The organism is Marinobacter sp. CH_CUG1437-1 (assembly GCF_037029655.1).
Taxonomy (GTDB): Bacteria; Pseudomonadota; Gammaproteobacteria; order Pseudomonadales; family Oleiphilaceae; genus Marinobacter; species Marinobacter salsuginis.
Map to the genome: position 1 here is coordinate 212,358 of NZ_JAYMEW010000005.1, position 19,899 is coordinate 232,256.

19 protein-coding genes are annotated in these 19,899 nt (G+C 57.7%); 10 read left to right on the forward strand and 9 right to left on the reverse strand.

The features are described 5' to 3' along the window. Positions 1-147: 147 nt before the first annotated feature. Positions 148-471: a hypothetical protein gene (locus WA411_RS14635; RefSeq protein ID WP_291909958.1), complete on the reverse strand. Its 324-nt coding sequence runs from the start codon at positions 469-471 to the stop codon at positions 148-150. A gap of 224 nt (positions 472-695) precedes the next feature. After that, positions 696-1,733: an NADP(H)-dependent aldo-keto reductase gene (locus WA411_RS14640; protein ID WP_291909956.1), complete on the reverse strand. Its 1,038-nt coding sequence runs from the start codon at positions 1,731-1,733 to the stop codon at positions 696-698. A gap of 126 nt (positions 1,734-1,859) precedes the next feature. On the opposite strand from WA411_RS14640, the gene WA411_RS14645 reads away from it, so the two are divergent. Together WA411_RS14645 and WA411_RS14650 are read left to right on the forward strand one after the other, a co-directional pair. Beyond that, complete coding sequence (locus WA411_RS14645; protein WP_291910012.1) at positions 1,860-3,068, forward strand: glycosyltransferase family 4 protein; 1,209 nt, start codon at positions 1,860-1,862, stop codon at positions 3,066-3,068. Further along, positions 3,034-3,582, forward strand: a complete 549-nt coding sequence (locus WA411_RS14650) for a phosphatase PAP2 family protein (RefSeq protein WP_291909954.1) — start codon at positions 3,034-3,036, stop codon at positions 3,580-3,582. Before WA411_RS14645 ends, WA411_RS14650 begins: the two co-directional genes overlap by 35 nt. On the opposite strand, the gene dinB is transcribed toward WA411_RS14650, so the two are convergent. After that, positions 3,579-4,643, reverse strand: coding sequence for a DNA polymerase IV (gene dinB / locus WA411_RS14655; RefSeq protein ID WP_291909929.1), 1,065 nt, complete (start codon positions 4,641-4,643; stop codon positions 3,579-3,581). The genes WA411_RS14650 and dinB overlap by 4 nt on opposite strands. A 115-nt stretch (positions 4,644-4,758) precedes the next feature. Between dinB and WA411_RS14660 the strand changes: the two genes are divergently transcribed. From WA411_RS14660 to minE, 5 genes are all read left to right on the forward strand, one after another. Then, positions 4,759-5,037 carry a DUF1244 domain-containing protein gene (locus WA411_RS14660; RefSeq protein ID WP_291909927.1) on the forward strand — a complete coding sequence of 93 codons (279 nt, stop codon included), beginning with the start codon at positions 4,759-4,761 and terminating at the stop codon, positions 5,035-5,037. After that, on the forward strand, positions 5,037-5,426 hold the full coding sequence (locus WA411_RS14665) for a HopJ type III effector protein (RefSeq protein WP_291909925.1): 390 nt from the start codon (positions 5,037-5,039) through the stop codon (positions 5,424-5,426). The genes WA411_RS14660 and WA411_RS14665 overlap by 1 nt, the downstream gene beginning before the upstream one ends. Further along, positions 5,423-6,184 (forward strand): septum site-determining protein MinC, encoded by a 762-nt coding sequence (gene minC / locus WA411_RS14670; RefSeq protein ID WP_291909923.1) that lies wholly within the window; start codon positions 5,423-5,425, stop codon positions 6,182-6,184. The genes WA411_RS14665 and minC overlap by 4 nt, the downstream gene beginning before the upstream one ends. 77 nt (positions 6,185-6,261) lie before the next feature. After that, positions 6,262-7,074 carry a septum site-determining protein MinD gene (minD, locus tag WA411_RS14675; RefSeq protein WP_291909921.1) on the forward strand — a complete coding sequence of 271 codons (813 nt, stop codon included), beginning with the start codon at positions 6,262-6,264 and terminating at the stop codon, positions 7,072-7,074. Between the two features lie 3 nt (positions 7,075-7,077). Beyond that, complete coding sequence (gene minE, locus WA411_RS14680) at positions 7,078-7,329, forward strand: cell division topological specificity factor MinE (protein ID WP_291909919.1); 252 nt, start codon at positions 7,078-7,080, stop codon at positions 7,327-7,329. 41 nt (positions 7,330-7,370) lie between these two features. Here the strand turns inward: minE and WA411_RS14685 are convergent, their stop codons facing one another. Then, positions 7,371-8,378 (reverse strand): DUF2804 domain-containing protein, encoded by a 1,008-nt coding sequence (locus WA411_RS14685; protein ID WP_291909917.1) that lies wholly within the window; start codon positions 8,376-8,378, stop codon positions 7,371-7,373. A gap of 137 nt (positions 8,379-8,515) precedes the next feature. On the opposite strand from WA411_RS14685, the gene WA411_RS14690 reads away from it, so the two are divergent. The 3 genes from WA411_RS14690 to WA411_RS14700 all read left to right on the forward strand — a co-directional run bounded on the left by WA411_RS14690 (position 8,516) and on the right by WA411_RS14700 (position 11,234). After that, a complete protein-coding gene (locus WA411_RS14690) occupies positions 8,516-9,250 on the forward strand; it encodes an START domain-containing protein (protein ID WP_291909915.1) in 735 nt (244 codons plus the stop codon). Between the two features lie 82 nt (positions 9,251-9,332). Further along, positions 9,333-9,824, forward strand: a complete 492-nt coding sequence (locus WA411_RS14695) for a CBS domain-containing protein (protein ID WP_008176308.1) — start codon at positions 9,333-9,335, stop codon at positions 9,822-9,824. A 24-nt stretch (positions 9,825-9,848) separates the two neighbouring features. Beyond that, positions 9,849-11,234: a PhoH family protein gene (locus tag WA411_RS14700; protein WP_205632665.1), complete on the forward strand. Its 1,386-nt coding sequence runs from the start codon at positions 9,849-9,851 to the stop codon at positions 11,232-11,234. A gap of 77 nt (positions 11,235-11,311) precedes the next feature. Here WA411_RS14700 and WA411_RS14705 read toward each other — a convergent pair whose 3' ends face one another. The 5 genes from WA411_RS14705 to WA411_RS14725 form a co-directional block, all read right to left on the reverse strand. After that, positions 11,312-13,006, reverse strand: coding sequence for a methyl-accepting chemotaxis protein (locus tag WA411_RS14705; protein WP_291909912.1), 1,695 nt, complete (start codon positions 13,004-13,006; stop codon positions 11,312-11,314). A 150-nt stretch (positions 13,007-13,156) separates the two neighbouring features. After that, complete coding sequence (locus tag WA411_RS14710) at positions 13,157-14,509, reverse strand: sigma-54-dependent transcriptional regulator (protein ID WP_209398760.1); 1,353 nt, start codon at positions 14,507-14,509, stop codon at positions 13,157-13,159. Continuing rightward, on the reverse strand, positions 14,506-16,317 hold the full coding sequence (locus WA411_RS14715; protein WP_153634551.1) for a sensor histidine kinase: 1,812 nt from the start codon (positions 16,315-16,317) through the stop codon (positions 14,506-14,508). Before WA411_RS14715 ends, WA411_RS14710 begins: the two co-directional genes overlap by 4 nt. Positions 16,318-16,440: 123 nt before the next feature. After that, a complete protein-coding gene (locus WA411_RS14720) occupies positions 16,441-18,630 on the reverse strand; it encodes a TRAP transporter permease (RefSeq protein ID WP_069184068.1) in 2,190 nt (729 codons plus the stop codon). A gap of 90 nt (positions 18,631-18,720) precedes the next feature. Beyond that, positions 18,721-19,698 carry a TAXI family TRAP transporter solute-binding subunit gene (locus tag WA411_RS14725; RefSeq protein WP_069184067.1) on the reverse strand — a complete coding sequence of 326 codons (978 nt, stop codon included), beginning with the start codon at positions 19,696-19,698 and terminating at the stop codon, positions 18,721-18,723. Between the last annotated feature and the right edge of the window lie 201 nt (positions 19,699-19,899).

Below are 19,899 nucleotides of genomic sequence, written 5' to 3' on the forward strand. Positions count from 1 at the left end.
AGTGGCTCAGTAGGTCAGCGAATTAACCAGACGGGGCACTAGCGGCGATGATCACACGTCGATCGGACACAGACAATGCGCCAGATCATGATTCTGCGGTTTGTCCGATTTGGGGGAGTCAGGGGCTGAAGAACAGGGGTTTGAGTTTCAGAAGTTCCACTTCAGATTCAGGCAGGCGCCCTCATTCAGAAGTGCAACGCCATGGTCAGCCTGTGCCGGATCAGATGCGTAGTGTTTGCCGGAGTGCTTGGAACGGGTAAGCGTCAGGCTCAGCAAGCGGGAACCGATTTCAGTAAAGGCGTCAGAACTGTCCTCTTCGAAATCGCCGGATACCCGTTCCTGCACTTCGAAGATCTGCTCGCTGGTTGTCGTGCTCTCGACCTGCTCGAATACGCGCTCGGACGCTTCGGCGCGAACGACGAAAGCAACGAGATTGAGAGCGAGTAATGCGACAAAGATGCGAATAATCATGACACTGCCTGAGACCTTTTTTCCGACACGGGAGTCTACGGATACCTTAGGCTTAAGTCTAATGATTACAGGCCGGAAAGATGTGAATCTGCACACAAAGACGCCGACTTTTTGTCACGAGATCAGCATGTTTTTGTCAATTTATGATCCCCGATATTTCAGAGTGTAACAGCGCCTCCGGCCAGAGCCTGATGACCGGAGGTGAAAGCCGAAAACCAGCGAACTCAGGGACAGGGATAAGTGAACTCCTGATGGATAGACTCAATGGCTTCGAGTACTGATGGGCTAAGAGAGATCTGCGCCGACCCGATGTTCTCCCGCAACTGCTCCATGGTCGTGGCACCGATGATATTGCTGGTTACGAAACTGCGGCTGTTAACGTACGCCAGCGCCATCTGAACAGGGGACAAGCCGTTTTCACGGGCCAGCTCGACGTAAGCCCGGGTGGCATCCATACCACGACCACTCGTATAGCGGCTGAAACGTTCGTAGAGGGTCATTCGGGCTTTTTCCGGCCACTTTCCGCCGAGGTATTTGCCAGACAACATGCCAAAGGCCAGGGGCGAGTAAGCCAGCAAGCCGGTCTGCTCCCGGTGGGCGATTTCCGCCATCCCCACCTCGAATGAACGATTCAGGAGATTATAAGGATTCTGGATACTGGCCACCCTCGGCCAGCCCTTCTGGGCAGCCAGGCGGAGGTACTCCATAGTGCCCCAGGGTGTCTCATTGGACAGCCCGATGTGCCGCACCTTGCCAGAGCGCACCAGTTCATCCAGTGCCTCAAGGGTTTCCTCGATGGGCGTGAAGGACTCCTCGGGGTTGTGTTCATAGCCAAGCTTGCCGAAAAAATTCGTGCTGCGATCCGGCCAGTGCACCTGGTAAAGGTCGATGTAATCCGTCTGCAGGCGTTTGAGGCTGGCGTCGCAGGCTTCATGAATGTGATCGCGGGTAAGGCGGGGGCCATTACGCAGGTACTTCAGGCCATTGCCCGGCCCCGCTACTTTGGAGGCAATCACCAGTTCGTTGCGTTTGCCTCTACTGGCAAGCCAGTTTCCCAGATAGGTCTCGGTCAACCCCTGGGTTTCCGCCCGTGGCGGCACCGGGTACATCTCGGCGGCATCAATAAAGTTGATGCCCTGATTCACAGCATAATCCAGTTGCTCAAACGCTTCCTTTTCGGTGTTCTGTTCGCCCCACGTCATGGTACCCAGGCAAATCAGGGTAACGTCGAGATCCGTCTTGCCAAGCTTTCTCGTTTGCATATCGTCTCCGATTCGGTTCGGTTAACGGGTAAAGGGAATGTCACGGGAGTGTCGCATAACTGTCATGCCAGCTTTTCATAGTAGGGGCATGTCAAAGGAAGCACAGGAAACACCGTGACCGAGACCATGCAGGCCAACCGGCGTCAACAACACATTACCATTGTTTCGGAGACTTTTCCGCCGGAAATCAATGGCGTGGCAAACACGCTCAGGCATCTGTGCCAAGGACTGATGCAGCGTGGACACCGGGTGACGGTTATACGGCCGCGACAGCAACATGAGCGCAAGGGCCACTTCGCCAGTGCCGGCGAAGCCCTGTTCACCCGTGAACATGTGGTGACCGGATTGCCTCTACCCGGCTACGCGGACCTGCGCTTTGGCCTGGCCCGAACCAGCCACCTGAAAAAGCTCCTGGTCGCAGACCGCCCCGATGCTCTCTACGTTGCCACCCAGGGTCCACTGGGCGTCGCCGCCACATCAGCGGCGCGTCAGATCGGCATTCCGGTGAGCTCCGGTTTCCACACCAACTTCCACAGCTACAGCCGATATTATGGCGTTGGAATACTCGAGCGTTTACTGTGTCTCTACGGCCGGTGGTTCCACAATCGAACCGCCATCACCCTGGTACCCACCCGAAAAATGCAGCAGGCGACAAGGGCCATGGGCATCCCGGCTACCGGGCTCTGGAGTCGGGGCGTGGACTGTCACCGCTTCACGCCCCATAAGCGTGACAGCGCACTACGAGAATCCTGGGGATTGCAGGCCAATGACCGCGCCATCCTTTATGTGGGTCGGCTCGCGCCGGAGAAAAACCTGCGCATGGCGGTCGCCTGCTTTGAACGCATCCGCGGCCTTCATCCCCAGGCAAGGTTCATCCTCGTTGGCGACGGCCCGCTTCGGCGTCAACTGGCCGAGCGCCACCCCGATTACGTGTTCTGCGGCACCCGGCGGGGAGACGACCTGGCCCGACATTATGCCTCGGGCGATCTGCTCCTGTTTCCCAGCAAGACCGACACCTTTGGCAACGTGGTACTGGAGGCCATGGCCAGCGGCCTGGGTGTTGTCAGCTTTGACGACGCGGCAGCAGCCGAACACATCCGCCACGAGGAAAACGGCATGAAGGTGCCGCTGGATCAGGACGAGGCTTACGTGGACAGTGCACTCCGACTGGCCGATCAGCCCACCCTGCTGAACCGGATCAGGGCCCAGGCAAGACTGGACGCCCTGGAACAGAGCTGGAATTCGCAGATCGAACAGTTTGAACAACTGGTTTTCAACCAAACCGCAAAGGCCGGATACCGTGGCATCAACAAGCAAAGCGTCTCGCTTCTTTGATCTGGCAGACCAGCGGGAAGTCGCTTTCTGCCAGTCTATCAACCGCGCTGTTCGTTTTCGGCCAGCTCTCGGTTATTTCCGGCTGGTAAGCCGACTGGGAGACGGCTGGTTCTGGTATGCCCTGATCCTGTCCATCCCCTTTCTCTACCCAGCATCGGGCCCGGGCCTGGCGCTGCTTATGGCGCTGACCGGCCTCACCTGTACCCTCAACTACAAGCTGCTCAAGCGCTGGCTTATACGGGAGCGACCATTCATATCCTTCCCGGCCATCAACTGTGGTACGCCACCGCTGGACCGTTACAGTTTTCCCTCTGGCCACACACTTCACGCCGCCTGCTTCCAGGTTATGCTCGGCGTGGCCGAGCCGGCGCTCGCGCTGATCGTACTCCCCTTCACCCTCAGTGTTGCCGCATCACGGGTGGTCCTGGGGCTGCACTACCCCAGCGACGTCGCTGCGGGCGCCCTGATCGGCGGGCTGATGGGTTACATGGCCATGAGCTGGCTGCACTTCTAATCAAACAAACGCAACTGGGTAACAGGGGCGTCATCATTGCGAAAACGCACACCAAGACCCAGCAGCCGCACCGGCCGCTCACGGTTGGTTACCAGTTCTGCAAGAAGCGGGAGATAATCCTCAAGAGCCGGCTCTTTAACCTGCTCCCGAACCCGCTCCAATGTATGGGTAGAAAAATCACTGTAGCGGATCTTGATAAAGAGCTTATGGATCGGTTTCCTGCGGGCCTTTCGCGACAGCCGGAGATTGAGATCCGCAACCAGTGAGGCCATGACGGTCTCGCAGGCGGCCATATCGGGCAAATCCTGCGAAAAGGTTCGCTCGACGCTGACCGACTTGGCGATCCGCGACACCACGACGGCCCGGTCATCCCGGCCGTGGGCCATCTCGTGGAGGCGGTAGCCTTGCTTTCCGAAGCGCTCGATTAACACATCAGCCCCAAGCGCCTGCATGTCCCCGCAGGTCTTGACCCCCAGTGCGTGGAGTTTCGAGGCCGTCACCTGCCCTACCCCGAACAGCTTTTCCACCGGCAATCCCTGCACGAAACCTTCAACGTCCTCCGGGCGGATCACAAAGAGCCCGTCCGGCTTTTCCCAGTCGCTGGCGATCTTGGCGAGAAATTTATTGGGCGCCACGCCGGCGGAAATGGTAATACCCACTTCCCTGCGTACCCGCTCCCGTAGGTGTCGGGCCATTAGCGTAGCGCTGCCCTTGTGATCGGTCACATCGGAAACGTCCAGAAAAGCTTCATCCAGAGAGAGCGGTTCCACCAGATCCGTCATTTCCCGCAGGATCGCCATCACCTGCTGTGAGACCGCCCGGTAGCGTCCCATATCCGTCGGGACGGTCACCAGGCCCGGGCAAAGGCGACGTGCCTCGCTGCCGGGCATCGCCGAACGCACACCATAAGCTCGGGCCTTGTAATTGCAGGTAGTTACCACGCCCCGTCCACCATCACCGCCCACTGCCAGCGGCACCTCCCGGAGGCTGGGGTCGTCCCGCATCTCCACGGCCGCGTAGAAGCAGTCACAATCCACATGGATGATCTTGCGTTGTGGCATAATCAGGGGGCTCGCGTCGAGTCTCTGTACATTTATACAGCCTTGTATCTTAAGCTAACATGCAGAGAATGTCAGGAACCCCGATAAACGGCGCATCAACCATTGCGAGGCCATTATGAGCAACCCGATTCCCGAAGCAGAACGCACCGAAATTGAAGCCGCGGCTTTCCGGCGCCTGGTCAAACACCTGCGCGAAAACACCGATGTGCAGAACATCGACCTGATGAACCTGGCGGGTTTCTGCCGAAACTGCCTGTCGAAATGGTATCGGGCAGAAGCGGATGAGCGGGGCTTCGAGATTTCTGATCCCCAGGCCCGGGAAGAGATTTATGGCATGCCCTATGAGGACTGGAAGTCGCTCTATCAGACCGGCCCCAAGCAGGACCACAAATAATGAGCGTAAACGATGCCGTAAGGATTCACCTGGCATCCCTGGACGCTGGCCACGCCAGCTTCAAAGATTCCCTTGACCTGATCGAACAGCACTTTGAGTACCAGCCGTGCGGCTTTCGCAACGGCCCGCTGGTGAATGCAGAGGGCGAGAATGCCGGGTCCTGCCGCATCTTTGGGCTGGGCCAGTACTGCAACCTGAGCGAAGTGGACACGCTCAAACTTTTTGCCGAGCACTATCAGCAGGTTCTGGACGACCCGACGGGCGAAAGCCATGGCAACATCCGCCAGTTCATCAGCACCGGATGGTCAGGCATCCGATTCGAAGGCGTGCCGCTCCGGCAGCGCCCAAACCCAACCGACAACGTGACCAGGGAAGAGACTCCTTCATGAGCGATACCGCCACCTCCGGGGTAAAACAGGGTTTTCAGCTAAAAAGCGCCAGCGTGTCCATGACAGCCCTGGAGCTCTACTATTTTGACGATGGCGAGTTCGAAGACGTGCTACGGGACAAGATCAACCAGGCACCCGGGTTCTTCAAGGACATTCCGCTCATCATCAGTCTCGAGAAATACCAGGGGCTGGACAGTGAACTGGATTTCTTCAAGATCATCGGTACCTGTCGGCGCAATAACATCCACGTCATTGGCGTTCGCGGTGGTACCGACGACCAGCGTCGGCTCGCCCGGGGCGCCGCACTGGCACTGCTGCCGGGGAACGGCCAGCGGGACCGCACCCATGAAGCCGAACAGGCGGCCGCGGACGAAGCGGAAGCGGCAGTTGTTGCGGCCTCGACAAACGCTGCCGGTGACCCACCTCCGGCCAAAATCATCTCCCAGCCGGTGCGGTCAGGCCAACAGATCCACGCTCCGGAAGGTGACCTGGTTATTCTGGCGCCGGTACAGGCCGGCGCCGAAGTGCTGGCGGCAGGTAACATCCATGTTTACGGCCCACTGCGGGGCCGGGCGCTGGCCGGCATCCATGGTGCAGAGTCCGCACGAATTTTCTGCCAATCCCTCGAGGCGGAGCTTGTGTCCATCGCGGGACACTATAAAATCTCCGAAGATCTTCAGGACAATGGCTGGAAAAGCGCTGTGCAAATCCAGCTCAGGGACGACCTGCTGGTGGTAACGCCACTGGACAAGGCCTGATATTGGAGCTGAATACAATAACTTGACCGGATAATTCGGCAGACACGACGAATCCACCGAGAAACAGGAACAGAACCTTGGCTAGAATCATTGTCGTTACCTCAGGAAAGGGCGGCGTTGGCAAAACCACCACCAGCGCCTCGATCAGCACCGGCCTTGCCAAACGGGGCCACAAGACAGTAGTCATCGATTTTGACGTGGGTCTGCGCAATCTGGACCTGATCATGAACTGCGAGCGTCGTGTGGTCTACGACTTCGTCAACGTGATCCAGGGCGAGGCCTCCCTGAACCAGGCCCTGATCCGCGACAAGCGGGTCGATACCCTCTACATCCTGCCGGCCTCCCAGACCCGGGAAAAGGAAGCACTGACCAAAGATGGCGTCGAAAAGGTCATCAACGAGCTTTCCGAGACCTTCGATTACATCGTCTGCGACTCCCCCGCCGGCATTGAGCATGGCGCGCTGATGGCGCTGTATTACGCCGATGAGGCGATTGTGGTCACCAATCCCGAGGTGTCCTCGGTCCGGGATTCCGACCGCATTCTGGGCATTCTGCAGAGCAAGTCCCGCCGTGCCGAAATGGGCCAGGATCCGGTCAAGGAACACCTGCTTCTGACCCGCTACAACCCGGCCAGGGTTGAAAAGGGCGAGATGCTGTCCGTGGCAGACGTAGAAGAGATCCTTGCGATCCCACTTCTGGGTGTCATCCCGGAAAGCCAGATTGTACTGAATGCGTCGAACCAGGGTCTGCCCGTCATCCTCGAAGAGGACAGCGATGCCGGCCAGGCCTATGAAGACGCAGTCGCACGCTTGCTGGGCGAGGAGCGGGAGCACCGCTTCATGACCGCCCAGAAGAAGGGTTTCTTCTCACGGATGTTCAAGGGGGGCTAAGGGATGAGTTTCCTCGATTATTTCAAGGGTAAAAAGAAGAACACCGCCAGCGTGGCCAAAGAGCGCCTGCAGATCATCGTGGCTCACGAGCGCGGCCAGCGCGAGCAGCCGGATTACCTGCCCCAGCTTCAGCAGGAGCTGCTCGAGGTCATCCGCAAGTACGTTCAGATCAGCGACGATATGGTTCAGGTGGAAGTGGACCGCAACGAAAGTTGTTCGGTTCTGGAACTGAACGTCACGCTGCCCGAGCGATAAAGCTTTGGATCTGGCCTGTCCGCCGCGGGACAGGCCATCTCTTACCATCTCGCAAAGTGGTCTTCCATCAGGCCCCGCAGACCTTTGACCTCGATTTTCCTTCCAGCCTCATCCGTCACCGTTCCATTGAACGTGCCCACGTACTGCCGGAAGTTGGACGCCAACACCCAGGCATCCAGTTTCTCTTTGCGCACGCCGGCCGGAACAAAATGCAGATCGACCCGACCATCCTCTGTGGTCACATGCCAGTCACTGCCCGGCTGATAGCGATCAAAACGGAACTGTGCTGCCCCCAGTTTGTGGCAGACACCATCCAGCCAAAGCGCGTTTTCTGTCATACCGGTTTCATTGACTCCGGCTGCGAGGTTCAGTCCCAGAGATCGGCTATCCGGAAGCTGACCCGCTAGACAAGCCCAGTTCCAGGCCGTTTCCCGGCGCATGAAGCCACAACTCCAGTCCACGGTGCCCCGGGTCTGCTCGTCGCAGCGCCAGATACGATGATCCCAGCGCACTTCCCCTTCCACCGGCAAGCCCGCCGACTTGCGGGTAAACACCCAGCCATTGTAACCGGCCGGACACACCAGCCGGAGCGGATCCCGATCCTCATTCAGGGTAAGCTCGATACGGATATCACCGGGGGCAGACACCGTAATCGTCCGGCCATCAACCGTTGGCGCGATTCGCACGTCTACCTCGCCTTTGCTGAACGTTGCCACGCCTTCCTCAGGCAGTGGTTCGATGCGGGTTTGCCTGGCCAGTGGCTGAAGGAACGATTGTTCCATCATCTGGCCGGTCTCGAAATCGTAAATGTAGAAGAACCCGCTTCCGAGCAGTTTCAGATCCACCACCGCCAGGCCAAACACCCATCCCGGGCCCATGGCGCTGACAAACTGGAACTGGTTGAAGCGCCAGCGCCTGGCCAGCCGTGAGCGGGGGCGATCCATCACCGTGCGTAGGTCATAGTCCAGATAGTTAATCTCTTTGACCGGTTCATCCAGCACCCCGGGAACTATCTGCCCTTTGCCGTTGATCAGCTTTTCCATGGTCATTGTCGTCGTCAGATCAGGCCAATTCGGTGAATCGTATCAGCGGGTCGCTACCTGGTTCACAATCCACTGTTTCTGTGGCCATGCCAGTAAAAGCCTCATGCTAGACTCGGCCGACCATCTGCAAGGAAGTGTACCCTATGAGGAAGAGCATAGCCCATGGCATTACGGGCTGGGCCTCGGTCATCAGCGGGCTGGTCTGTGCACTGCTGGTATTTGCCGTTGCCGCCAGCGCCCGGGCTGAACTGCCCAATGAAACCAGCGAGGAATGGACACTGCGAAAGGAAGCCGATCATATCCGGGTGTATACCATCGAGCAGCCTGACTCCAGCTTCAAGGCCTTCAAGGCCGTGGCGGTTCTCGATGCACCCATCGAAAACCTGATGGCCGTCATGGCCAATCCCGGCTCCTGTGTTGAGTGGGTGCACAACTGTTCTGAATCCTATGCCTTCGGCGATGGCGAGTTCCATGATCGCTTTGCCTATTCGGTGAATGACATGCCATGGCCGGTGACCGACCGGGACTATGTGCTGCGCATCCGGACGCGGGGCGACCGGGCTTCTGGTGAGATTGTCATGGATCTCAACGCTATGCCCGATCAGCGGGCAGAGAGCAGCAGCCGGGTCAGGGTCGACCGGTCCGACACCCTGTACCGTTTCACCCCGGAAGGAGACAAAACCAGGATGGTCTGGGTTCAGCACACGGATCCCAATGGCTCACTTCCGGGATGGCTGGTGAACTCGCTGCTGGTGGATATTCCGGTGCGCTCCATGGAAGAGCTGGAACGCGTTGCCAACCGGGACAGGTATCGCGGCTATCAACTGGTCTACGATGAGGATGGCCAACTCATTGGCATCAGTCCGCCCGGTTCCTGACCCGTCAGACCTGTGAAGGGATGACGCGCAAGGGATCACGCGCTAAGCTTTCGGAAAGGACTTCATAAGGCAGCCCAGATCAATGACCGTTCTCGCCTACGAGATCATGACACCCAGTATAAAGGCCGTTCCCCAATCCTGGACCATGGACCGCCTGGCACGCTTTCTCACCGACAACGAAATAACCGGCAGCCCTGTCACCGACGACGATGGCGAGATTGTCGGTATTGCCACTCTGAAAGACATCACCGAATTCCGCTGGAACGCCACTCGCTCCGATGCCGACAGGCATCTGACACCAGAGGAACGCGAGGAAGCCCGTCGTCTGCGGATGGTAATCTTTGAAGAAATGGGAAAGGTGCCGGTAGAAGTTCGTGACATCATGACCCCGATCGTTTTATCTGTTGACGAGAAGACGCCGGTGCGCGACATTGCCAATATCATGATGCGCGAGCACCTGCACCGGATCTTTGTCACCAATGATTCAAAAATTACCGGCATCATAACGACTTACGATATGCTGAAAGTGATCTCGGATGAGGAACTCACGCAACGCTGCGCCGATAACGACTGAGCCACCAGAGAGGTAGCGCCACCTATGCCCAGAGCACCGCAAGCTCGCAGAAAGATGTACGTCCTCGACACCAACGTCCTGATCCACGACCCGAACGCCCTCCTCAACTTTGAAGAACACGATGTCATCATCCCGATGACGGTCCTCGAAGAACTCGACAGCCTCAAATCCGGCAAGCAAGCCGTGGCCGCTGACTGCCGGCAGGCGATTCGCAACATCGACAAGTTGCTGGGCGATGCCAGCCCGAAAGTCATCGAAAAGGGTGTACCCATTGTACGTGGCAAGAAGGCCGAGCCCCTGGGCAGTCTTTCGATCCTGATGAGCACCGGTGACAGCGGCAACCACTCGCTGCCCGAGCACCTGAACGACAACAAGATCATCAATACCCTGGCCGCGCTCCAGAACCGCCACAAGTCCCGGGATATTATCCTGGTGTCCAAGGACATCAATATGCGCCTGAAGGCGCGAGGCTTTGGCGTGGAGGCGCAGGACTACCACAACGACCAGTTGCTTGATGACATTGATCTTCTGCCCAAGGGCTATCGGGAATTTCCAAACTCTTTCTGGGACACCATCGAGAAAGTAGAGACCGTTCAGCGGGAAGGCACCACCGAACACATCCTCAAGCGCGAGGGAGAACTGGCAAAGCTCAACATCAATGAGTTTGTGATCGATGAAATGGGCTTTGTCGGCAAGGTGGTAGACCTTTCAGACACCCAGGTGATCATCAAGGATCTGCATCAGCACGACCTGATGAACGAGGAAGTCTGGGGGCTGGTACCCCGGGACATCTATCAGGCCATGGCGCTGAACCTGCTTCTGGACCCGGATATCCATCTGGTCAACCTCACCGGTTCTGCCGGTTCCGGTAAAACCATCCTGGCCCTGGCCGCCTGTATCGAGATGACCGTGGCCAGCAAGCTTTACAAGCGCATTATCGCCACCCGTTCCACCCAGGGGCTGGATGAGGACATCGGGTTCCTGCCCGGCACCGAGGCTGAAAAAATGGAGCCCTGGCTGGGCGCCATCGTCGACAACCTGGAAGCGCTCCACGAAGACGACGAGAACATGACCGCCAGCGTCGACTACATCCTCAGCAAGGTACCCCTGCACTTCAAGTCCATGAATTACATCCGGGGCCGCAGTTTCCAGCACAGCCTGATCATCATAGACGAGTCCCAGAACCTGACGCCGCACCAGATCAAGACCATTATTACCCGGGCAGGTAATGGCTCGAAGGTAATCTGTCTGGGCAACCTTGCGCAGATCGATACACCCTATCTGAGCGCCCTGAGTTCTGGCCTCACCTATATGACCGAGCGCTTCAAGGGCTTCCGCCATGGCGCCCACATCCACCTGCAGGGTGTACCCCGCTCGGTCCTGGCGGAGTTTGCCGAAGCCAATCTCTGACAGTCCAGGACGGGACACGGATACAAAAAAGGGCAGAACGCGCGTTCTGCCCTTTCCCCCGAGATTACCGGCTGGAATCAGACCCGGTAGCGGCTAACCTCATCCGACATCTCCGACGCCAGATTCTTCAGGCGCTGAGTTGCGTCACCGGCTCGGCGAGTGCCTTGGGCCGTCTGTTCGGTAATGGCAACAATCTCGTGCACATTCTGGTTAATGGTTTCAGAAACACTGGTCTGCTCTTCCGCAGCGCTGGCAATCTGGGTGTTCATATCCGTGATTGTTGCCACCGCCTGACCAATGCGCTGCAGCGCCTCGTTCACCTGGCGGGTTTCTTCAACGGTTGCTTCACTGCGCTCACTGATTGAGCCGATCAGTTTGACCGCATTGCCGGCACCGGACTGCAACCGCTCAATCATGTCCTGGATTTCCTGGGTACTCTGCTGGGTCCGGCGAGCCAGCGTGCGCACCTCATCGGCAACCACGGCAAAACCTCGCCCGGCCTCACCGGCTCGTGCTGCTTCGATCGCCGCGTTGAGCGCCAGCAGGTTGGTCTGATCGGCAATTTCACGAATGACCTCAAGCACACTGTCAATGCGACGGGAGTCAGCGCCCAGCTGTTCAATAACGCGAACCCCCTCACTGACCTGCTCTGAAAGCCCACCAATGACCTCGGTAGCCTGGTGCACCAGACCCTGAGCGTCACAGACCTGCCCATTGGCATGGTCGGCTGCCGTGGAGGCTTCACTGGCGTTGCTGGCAACCTCCTGGGCAGCAGCCGTCATCTCATTCATGGCCGTGGCAACCTGATCACTCTCGGACTTCTGCCGCTCAACACCCTGTTCGGCTTCGGTCATGACCTGATTCAGATCTGCCGTGGCCTCGTTCAGTGTCCGGGTGGATGACAGTACCCGCTCAACCAGTCCATGGACCTGGTCGGCAAAACTGTTGAAGGCGGTTGCCAGCTGTCCAAGCTCATCTTTGCCGGAAACGTCCAGGCGCCGGGTCAGATCGCCATCACCACTGGCAATATCGTTCATCGCTGAAACCGCAGATTTCAGGGGACGAATGATGCTGCGAACCACAACCAGCGCAAGCAGGACGATCAGCGCCAGTGCAATCAGTGAAGTGGTGACTGACCCGATGATCGCATCGCGCAAGGAATCGCCGACATGGTTTTCCATCTCGGTGACCTGCGTTTCCAGGCCATCAACCCAGAATCCGGTCCCGATCATAATGCCCCACTTCGGCAGCATTTCTGCGTAACCCAGTTTGGGGGCCACTTCCCCGGTATCGCTGTTCTTCCAGCCATAGGGAACGTAGCCGCCGCCACCACGCGCCGCCTTCACCAACTCACGGATGAGATAGGTCCCATTCGGGTCCTGGAAATCCCAGAGATTCCTGCCCTCGAGCGACTGGTTAACACCGTGCATTACGTTGACGCCTTTGGTGTCATAGGCAAAGAAATAACCAGTACTTCCCGAATCGTTGAAGCGAAGCTGTCGGAGTATCTCCCAGGCTTTTTCGCGAACCTCCGGATCGTCCGCGGAGCCCGGTTGATCGTAGAGATGCGCGATAGAGGACTTGGCGACGGCCAGATAATTTTGCAGCTCCTGCCGCTTACTCTCCTCCATATCGGAGGAGAAGCCGGCAACGGCCTCCTCGCCAATAAATCTGGCCTGATTCAGGTTGTAGCTTGTCAGGAATGCGGTAAGGACAATCACCGGCACCAGGGCCAGCAATAGCACCCGTGTCTGGATGGTCAGGTTTTTCATGGCTGGTCGTCTTTCAGGTTGAACAATCAGGGAGCCGGGTGGCCCGGCACGGAAAAACCCGCAAGACTACGAAAAAACCGCCGGAATTATCATTGATGATAATGCGTAGTTTGTTTCTGCCCGGTAACCGCGACGGTAAAATTTTGTAGCTCAGTCCTTGAACTGGGCTTTATCCAGCCCGTGCTTGCGCATCTTGTCGTACAGGGTTTTACGGGCAATACCAAGCTGCACCATGGTGTCCTTGATGCTGCCATGGCTGGCGTTGAGGGCGCTGACAATAGCAGAGCGTTCGAAACCATCCATCATTTCAGCCAGCGTCTGGCGGCCTGCTACGTTGCCGGCATCCGACGGCTCATTCTCGTCCAGTGCTGCAGGCCCCAATAACACATAGCGCTCCGCCAGGTTCCTGAGTTCACGAACATTGCCGGGCCAGGAATGCTGCATCAGCCGGGCCGCCTGGCCGGCATCCAGGGGAATGCTTTCGCGATCGTAGCGAGCGGCCGCAATGAGTACGAAGTGGTGGAAAAGCATCGGCACGTCTTCCTTGCGCTCTCGCAAAGGCGGAATATCCACTTTCACAACGTTTAGGCGGTAGTAGAGATCAGACCGGAACTCGCCCTCGTCACTGAGTTTTTTCAGGTCGGCCTTGGTGGCAGCAATGATGCGCACGTCCACTTCCTGAACCTGATTGCTACCCAGGCGCTCTACCCGTTGTTCCTCCAGCACCCGCAACAGCTTAACCTGTAACGGCATGGGCATGCTTTCCACTTCGTCCAGGAACAGGGTGCCCTTGTGGGCATGCTCGATCTTGCCGATACGGCGTTTCTCCGCTCCGGTGAAGGCACCGGCCTCGTGGCCAAACAGTTCGCTCTCGATCAGGTTCTCGGGGACCGCCCCACAGTTGATTGCAACAAAATTATGGGCGCTGCGGCCACTGTTCTCGTGGATATACCGGGCCAGCGCGTCCTTACCCGACCCGGTCTCTCCATGCAGCAGAATATTGGCGGAAATATCAAGAATCGGATCAATAGTGGCCATGACTTTCCGCATGGACGGCGAATCGCCAAGCATCCGGGGGCCGGGCCTGGCCAGGTGACGCAACTGGGCCTTGAGACGGCGGTTTTCGAGGGCAAGGTGTCGTTTCTCAAGGGCGTGGCGAAGCAGCTCAATCAGCTCGTCATGATCAAAGGGCTTTTCAATGAAATCGTACGCCCCTTGCTGCATTGCCGTAACGGCGGTGCTTATGTCCCCCTGGCCGGTAAGGATGATCACCGGAATGGTGTCATCAATCGATCGGATCCGGTCCAGCATCTCCAGGCCGTTCATATCCGGCATGTTGTAATCACACAGAACCACACCGTCATACTCGGCATTGATGTGCTTGAGTGCCGACGGCGCCCCCTCGAAACAGCTGACCGGCAGGTCCTCCAGGGTCAGCGTCTGGGCAATGGCCTGGCGGATGTGTGGATCATCGTCCACAAAGATTACCGAAGATTCTGTCATTCCGTGGCCTCCCGCTTCTTGAGGGTTACAACGAATTCGGCGCCGGGGCCGTCCTTGCGATTGCGGCCGATCAGGCTGCCACCCAGCGCATCCACGATCTGGCGCGATATGGAAAGCCCCAGGCCCAGGCCCTGTTTAACCGACTTGGTGGTAAAAAAGGGCTCGAAGATCTGTTCGGTGTCGCCCTGCAACCCGGGCCCATTGTCACGGACCAGACATTTCCAACAATGCTCGGTCTCTTCTATATCGATCCGGATTTCCGGTCGCTCGCCACCCTCAACCGCCTGAACCGCATTGGCCATCAGGTTGACCATGACCTGCTCTATCCGGATCAAGTCGCCGTGGCACATCACCGGCGCCTCCGGGCGGCGCCACTGGATGTCGATCTCTGAGCTCGATTGCTGGGCTACGATGATTTTCAACGAAGCATCAATCGGTTGCCGGAGATCGACCACTGCAGGCGGGCCCTCGGATTTGCGGGCGAACACCTTGAACTGCCGGGTCAGCTCCGCCATCTTGTCACACAGGACGATGATCTCTGACAGGTTAGCATCGACCATCTCGCTTGCGCCTTTCTCAAGGAAGCGCCGGCTGTTTCGTGCGTAGGTCTGAATGGCCGTCAGAGGCTGGTTCATTTCGTGGTTGAGCCCTGCAGACATCTGTCCTAGCACCGCCAGTTTTGCCGCCTGAATCAACTCCTGCTGGGTTTCCCGAAGTTCGTTCTGGGTGCGTTCACGTTCCCGAATTTCTTCCACCAGCTTGCGGTTGGAGTTCTCCAGGTCTGCGGTCCTCTCGGCCACGCTGCGCTCCAGTTGCTCGCCTCGCAAGGCAAGTTCAGCTTCGCGCCGGTAGCGTTCGCGCAGATAAAGCCAGGTCAGAAGACCACCAAAAAACAGCGCGGTACCACCAACCAGAAATCCAAGCCGGGTCCAGACCACAGAGCGCGTGCTCACCATTACCTGAAGATTCCAGTCCAGTTTCGGCAGCGGCGTTCGAACGCTTAGATACTCTCTGACCTCGCCGTTTTCAAGAATATTGATGGCAGTGGAATTCTCCGACAAGCCCCAGGGCTTACCCAGGTTATCGAATTCGATCGGGTTCAGGTCGCGGTCCGGATAACGCTGACGGGAAGCCGCGTCCGGGGCCACCCCCGCATTTGAAAAGTTCCGATACAACCAATTGGGTTTGCTTGCCAGAAAACTGATACCAGCGTCATCCAGCACGACCATTTCTGCTTCCCTGAGAGAAGCAGGCCGATCCCACTGGGATTCCAGCTCATGAACAAGAACCTTTACGGCCACCACTCCGAGAAGACGGCCCGAGTCGTCGATGACAGGATGTGAAAAGTACAGGCCGCGGACTCCCGACATAAGCCCCAAAGCAAAATAGATGGCCGAATCCCGATTAGACACTGCTTCTGAAAAATAGGGCCGGAAAGCGTAGTTGCTGCCGACAAAGCTGTCGGCTTGCTGATAGTTGTTGGCGGCGATGGTCAGGCCGTTTACATCCATCAGGTAAACGTCGGAGCTACCCACAATGGTGGCCATACGCTGCATCTGCTCGTTGGCCTCGAGAATAACGTCCGGATTACCCGGGTCAGTCAGTGCCCGTTCAAGCAGCGGATGCTCTGCCATCAACTCGGGGACCGGCAGATACCGGTTCAACTCATTGGCAACCAGCTGCCGGTAACGGAACGACTCTTCCAGGCTCTCCTGCTCCACCTGCCGGTATCCGACCCAGCCTCCAAGCAGCCAGGACACAACCAGTGTGGCAACGAAAACAAGAACAGCACCGATCCGGTAGGACATAGCATCCGGTTCCTGAACAACCGCGGAAAGCCGCTAGAGTATAGGCAGGCTGAAGCCAGAACAACCGTACCCTGGCTAACAGGGTACGGTTGTTCTGTTGCAGATCCTCGCAGCCATGCCTCTTTACACGACACCTGCCGTGGCAAGGCGAGCTTTCCGCTGTTTCTGGATGACGAAGGCCAGAACCGCCAGGGCAATACCGGTAAGGTCTGTCCAGAGCCCGCCCTCGATCATCAGTAGCGCGGCGGCAATCAGGAGGACTCGGGTTACCCAGGAAGCAGAAACCCTCGCAAACCAGCCAAGCACACCGCCAGACAGCATGTAGACACCAAACGTTGCGGTTACCAGCGCCCTTGCGATCTCGAACCACCCCGCTTCCATCAACAGAGCACTGTTGTAGAAGAACATGAAGGGCACGATGAAGGCTGCAATGCCAATCCGGAACGAGGCCACCGAGGTTTCCATGGCGTTGGCGCCGGAAATCCCTGCCGCAGCATAGGACGCAAGCGCAACCGGTGGCGTGATCGCCGACACCACAGCGAAGTAGAACACAAAGAAGTGAGCGGTCAGCGGCTCAATCCCCAACTGCACCAGGCCTGGAGCTACCACAGAAGCGGCAACCGCATAAGCCGCCGTGGTGGGCATTCCCATACCCAAAAGAATGGAGATGAACATGGCGAAAATCAGCGCCAGCAGCTGGCTGGTGGCAGCAACATCCAACAACAACACAGAGAAGCGTGCACCAACTCCGGTCAGGGAGATTACGCCCACGATAACCCCGGCCGCGGCGCACACCACGATAATCTGGATTGCCATGTAGGATGCGATTTCCAACGCCTGAAGGATTTGCCGCAGGCCCATCTTGTTGGGAGACAACCAGCTCACCACAGCGGCAGAAACGGTCGCCAGGGTACCTGCCCGGATCACCGAGTAACCCATGAACAGCGCCACGATCAATATGATGATCGGCACGAACAGGTAGCACTGCTTCATCATGGTTTTGAGCTTCGGCAGCTCATCTTCACGCATGCCGCGCATACCTGTCTTGGCGGCCTCAAAATCCACCATGAAGTAGACCGAGGCGAAATACAGGATCGCCGGGATAATCGCCGCAATAGCAATCTCGGTGTAGGGAATGCCGGTAATCTCAGCCATGATAAAGGCACCGGCGCCCATGATCGGTGGCATGATCTGCCCGCCAGTAGACGCAGCCGCCTCGACAGCGCCGGCAGACTGTTTGCTATAGCCCACCTTTTTCATCAACGGAATCGTCAGTGAACCCGTAGAGACCACGTTGCCGGCACTGGTGCCGTTGATCATACCCATCAAACCGGACGCGAAGATCGAGACCTTGGCCGGGCCACCCCGGGAACGGCCAGCCGCAGCAAATGCAAAATTCACGAAGTAGTCGCCCACCTTCGAGGACTGCAGGAAGGCGGCAAAAATAATGAAGAGAATGATGTAGGTCGAGGACACTGCGGTGGTTGGCCCGAGAATCCCGGCGTCCGTGTAGACCTGGCTGAAGAACCGCTGTACGGAAAGACCGGGGTAGCCAAGAAAACCCGGCAGGTAAGGGCCGGCGAACACATAAGCCAGGAAAACCAGGCCAATGATCACCAGCGCCATGCCAGCAACACGCCGGGTCAGCTCCATGATCAAGGCGGTACCCGCAATAGCGGCAAAGGAAATACCTACCGGCGCGAAGGACGTACCGGTCGACATACGCATAGACGTGTTGTAGACCACCAGAAAGTAAGCGGCAACGGCCAGCGAGCAGGCGATCAGCACCAGATCGGGAACGCTGAACACCGATCGCTCGCGTTGGTGAAACCAGCTCATGACAATGCCGGCACCGGTTGCCGCCAGCAAAGGCCAGCCAAAGTGCCACACCTCAAGTTCAGCAGGGATTCGCATGGCGCCATTCTGGACCATCTGCCAGAACGAGAACGTCTGATACAACACATAGAGAGCCGGCAGCATGGCGCCAGCACTGATCCAGGTCGTCCACCGATGGCGGGCACCACCCTCTTCGGATGATACGAACCGGGCGCCGGCAAACAGCACGAAACCCAGTACCAGGGCGCCGGCGATGTGAACGATCCGGAACGACCAGGTCTCAAGGGGCGCTATGTTCAGGGAATACAGGTGAAAGGCTGAATAGGCGATCGCCAGCATGGCGACAAATTTCAGCAAGCCGCCTTCAAACAGGCGACGGTTGGCTTCGACCGGCTCATCATCCACGTTGTGTGCGAGCACATGGTCCTCGCCCACTTCGATGTCCGGAAGATCTTTCGAGTTTTGTTCGGTAGTCATGACACACCCTGCTTGCAGGCAAATCGGGACCAGAACCCTGCTGGTCTTAATTTGCGGGGGGCCGCCAGGCCGCCCCCCGCCTGAGCACTGTTACTTGATCTTGCTGTCTTCGATCGGGTAACCGTTCTCGTTAAACCAACGTGCCGCGCCCGGGTGCCAGGGCAGAACGTTGTTCTTTGTGTAGTTCTCGGGAACCGAATTGCGGGCCGCCTTGTGGATGGAAACCATCTTGTCATTGTTCTCCATGGTCAGCTTGGTGATCTCATACACGAAGCTTTCGGACACATCACAGTTAACCATCGCGAAGTTCCACATGGACACCACGCGGGAAGGTGCATCCAGGGACTGGTAGGTGGACGCAGGGATGATGAATTCGGAGACCGGGAAGTTATTGATGATGGTTTCTGCCTCGGCATCGGTCATACCGATGATATTCACATCAGTCTGGACTTCCAGCTGGCTGACCGCCGGAATAGGGATACCTGCCGCGAAAGCCACCACGTCAATCAGGCCATCCTGGAGCTGACCACCCAGATCGGACCAGCTGCCGTTACGGCGCTCAAAGTTCACACCCAGGGTTTCCATCATGCGCGGGAAGTAGGTATCGGAGGTGGAACCCGCCGGTCCGAAGCCTATGGTCGCGCCATCCGGTATATCAGCAATGGAGGTGATGCCGGAGCTGGAGAGCGCGGTTACCGAGAACGGCGTCTCGTACATCGGGAACATGGCGCAGACATTGTCCATCATCATACCCGGAGCCAGCGGGCTATTACCCTCCATGGACTCACGGGCGGGACCCATGGTGGTCAGGCCGAATTTGAGGTCGCCGGTATGCACGAGCGCCATGTTCTGCACCGGACCGCCGGTGATTTCTGCGCCACCGGAGACGCCCAGGTTTTCAGCCACAAAGTTGGCCCAACCGGAACCATAGGCAAAGTAGGTCCCACCCTGGCTGGCAGTACCAACGGTGAAGTTGGTGGGCCAGTCTGAACGGTCCTGGGCTGCTGCGGGGGTTGCGACGGCGAAGGTGGAGGCGAATGCTACCGCCATTACGGCTTGGGTTTTCATAGAGAATGCTCCCGTTTCATTTTGTTTGTTGGGTGCTCAACGAAGCTATGTTGCCTCGGTGGGTAATCCCAAGAGCAAGGAGCAGACCAGTTCCGAATTAATTATTTAAAACAGAGCATTAGTGAAGTCAGGAAAGGATTCTGGGCTGAAAATGGGTGGATATCCACCCATCAGCAAGAGCCAATGGGTGAAGACCAACAC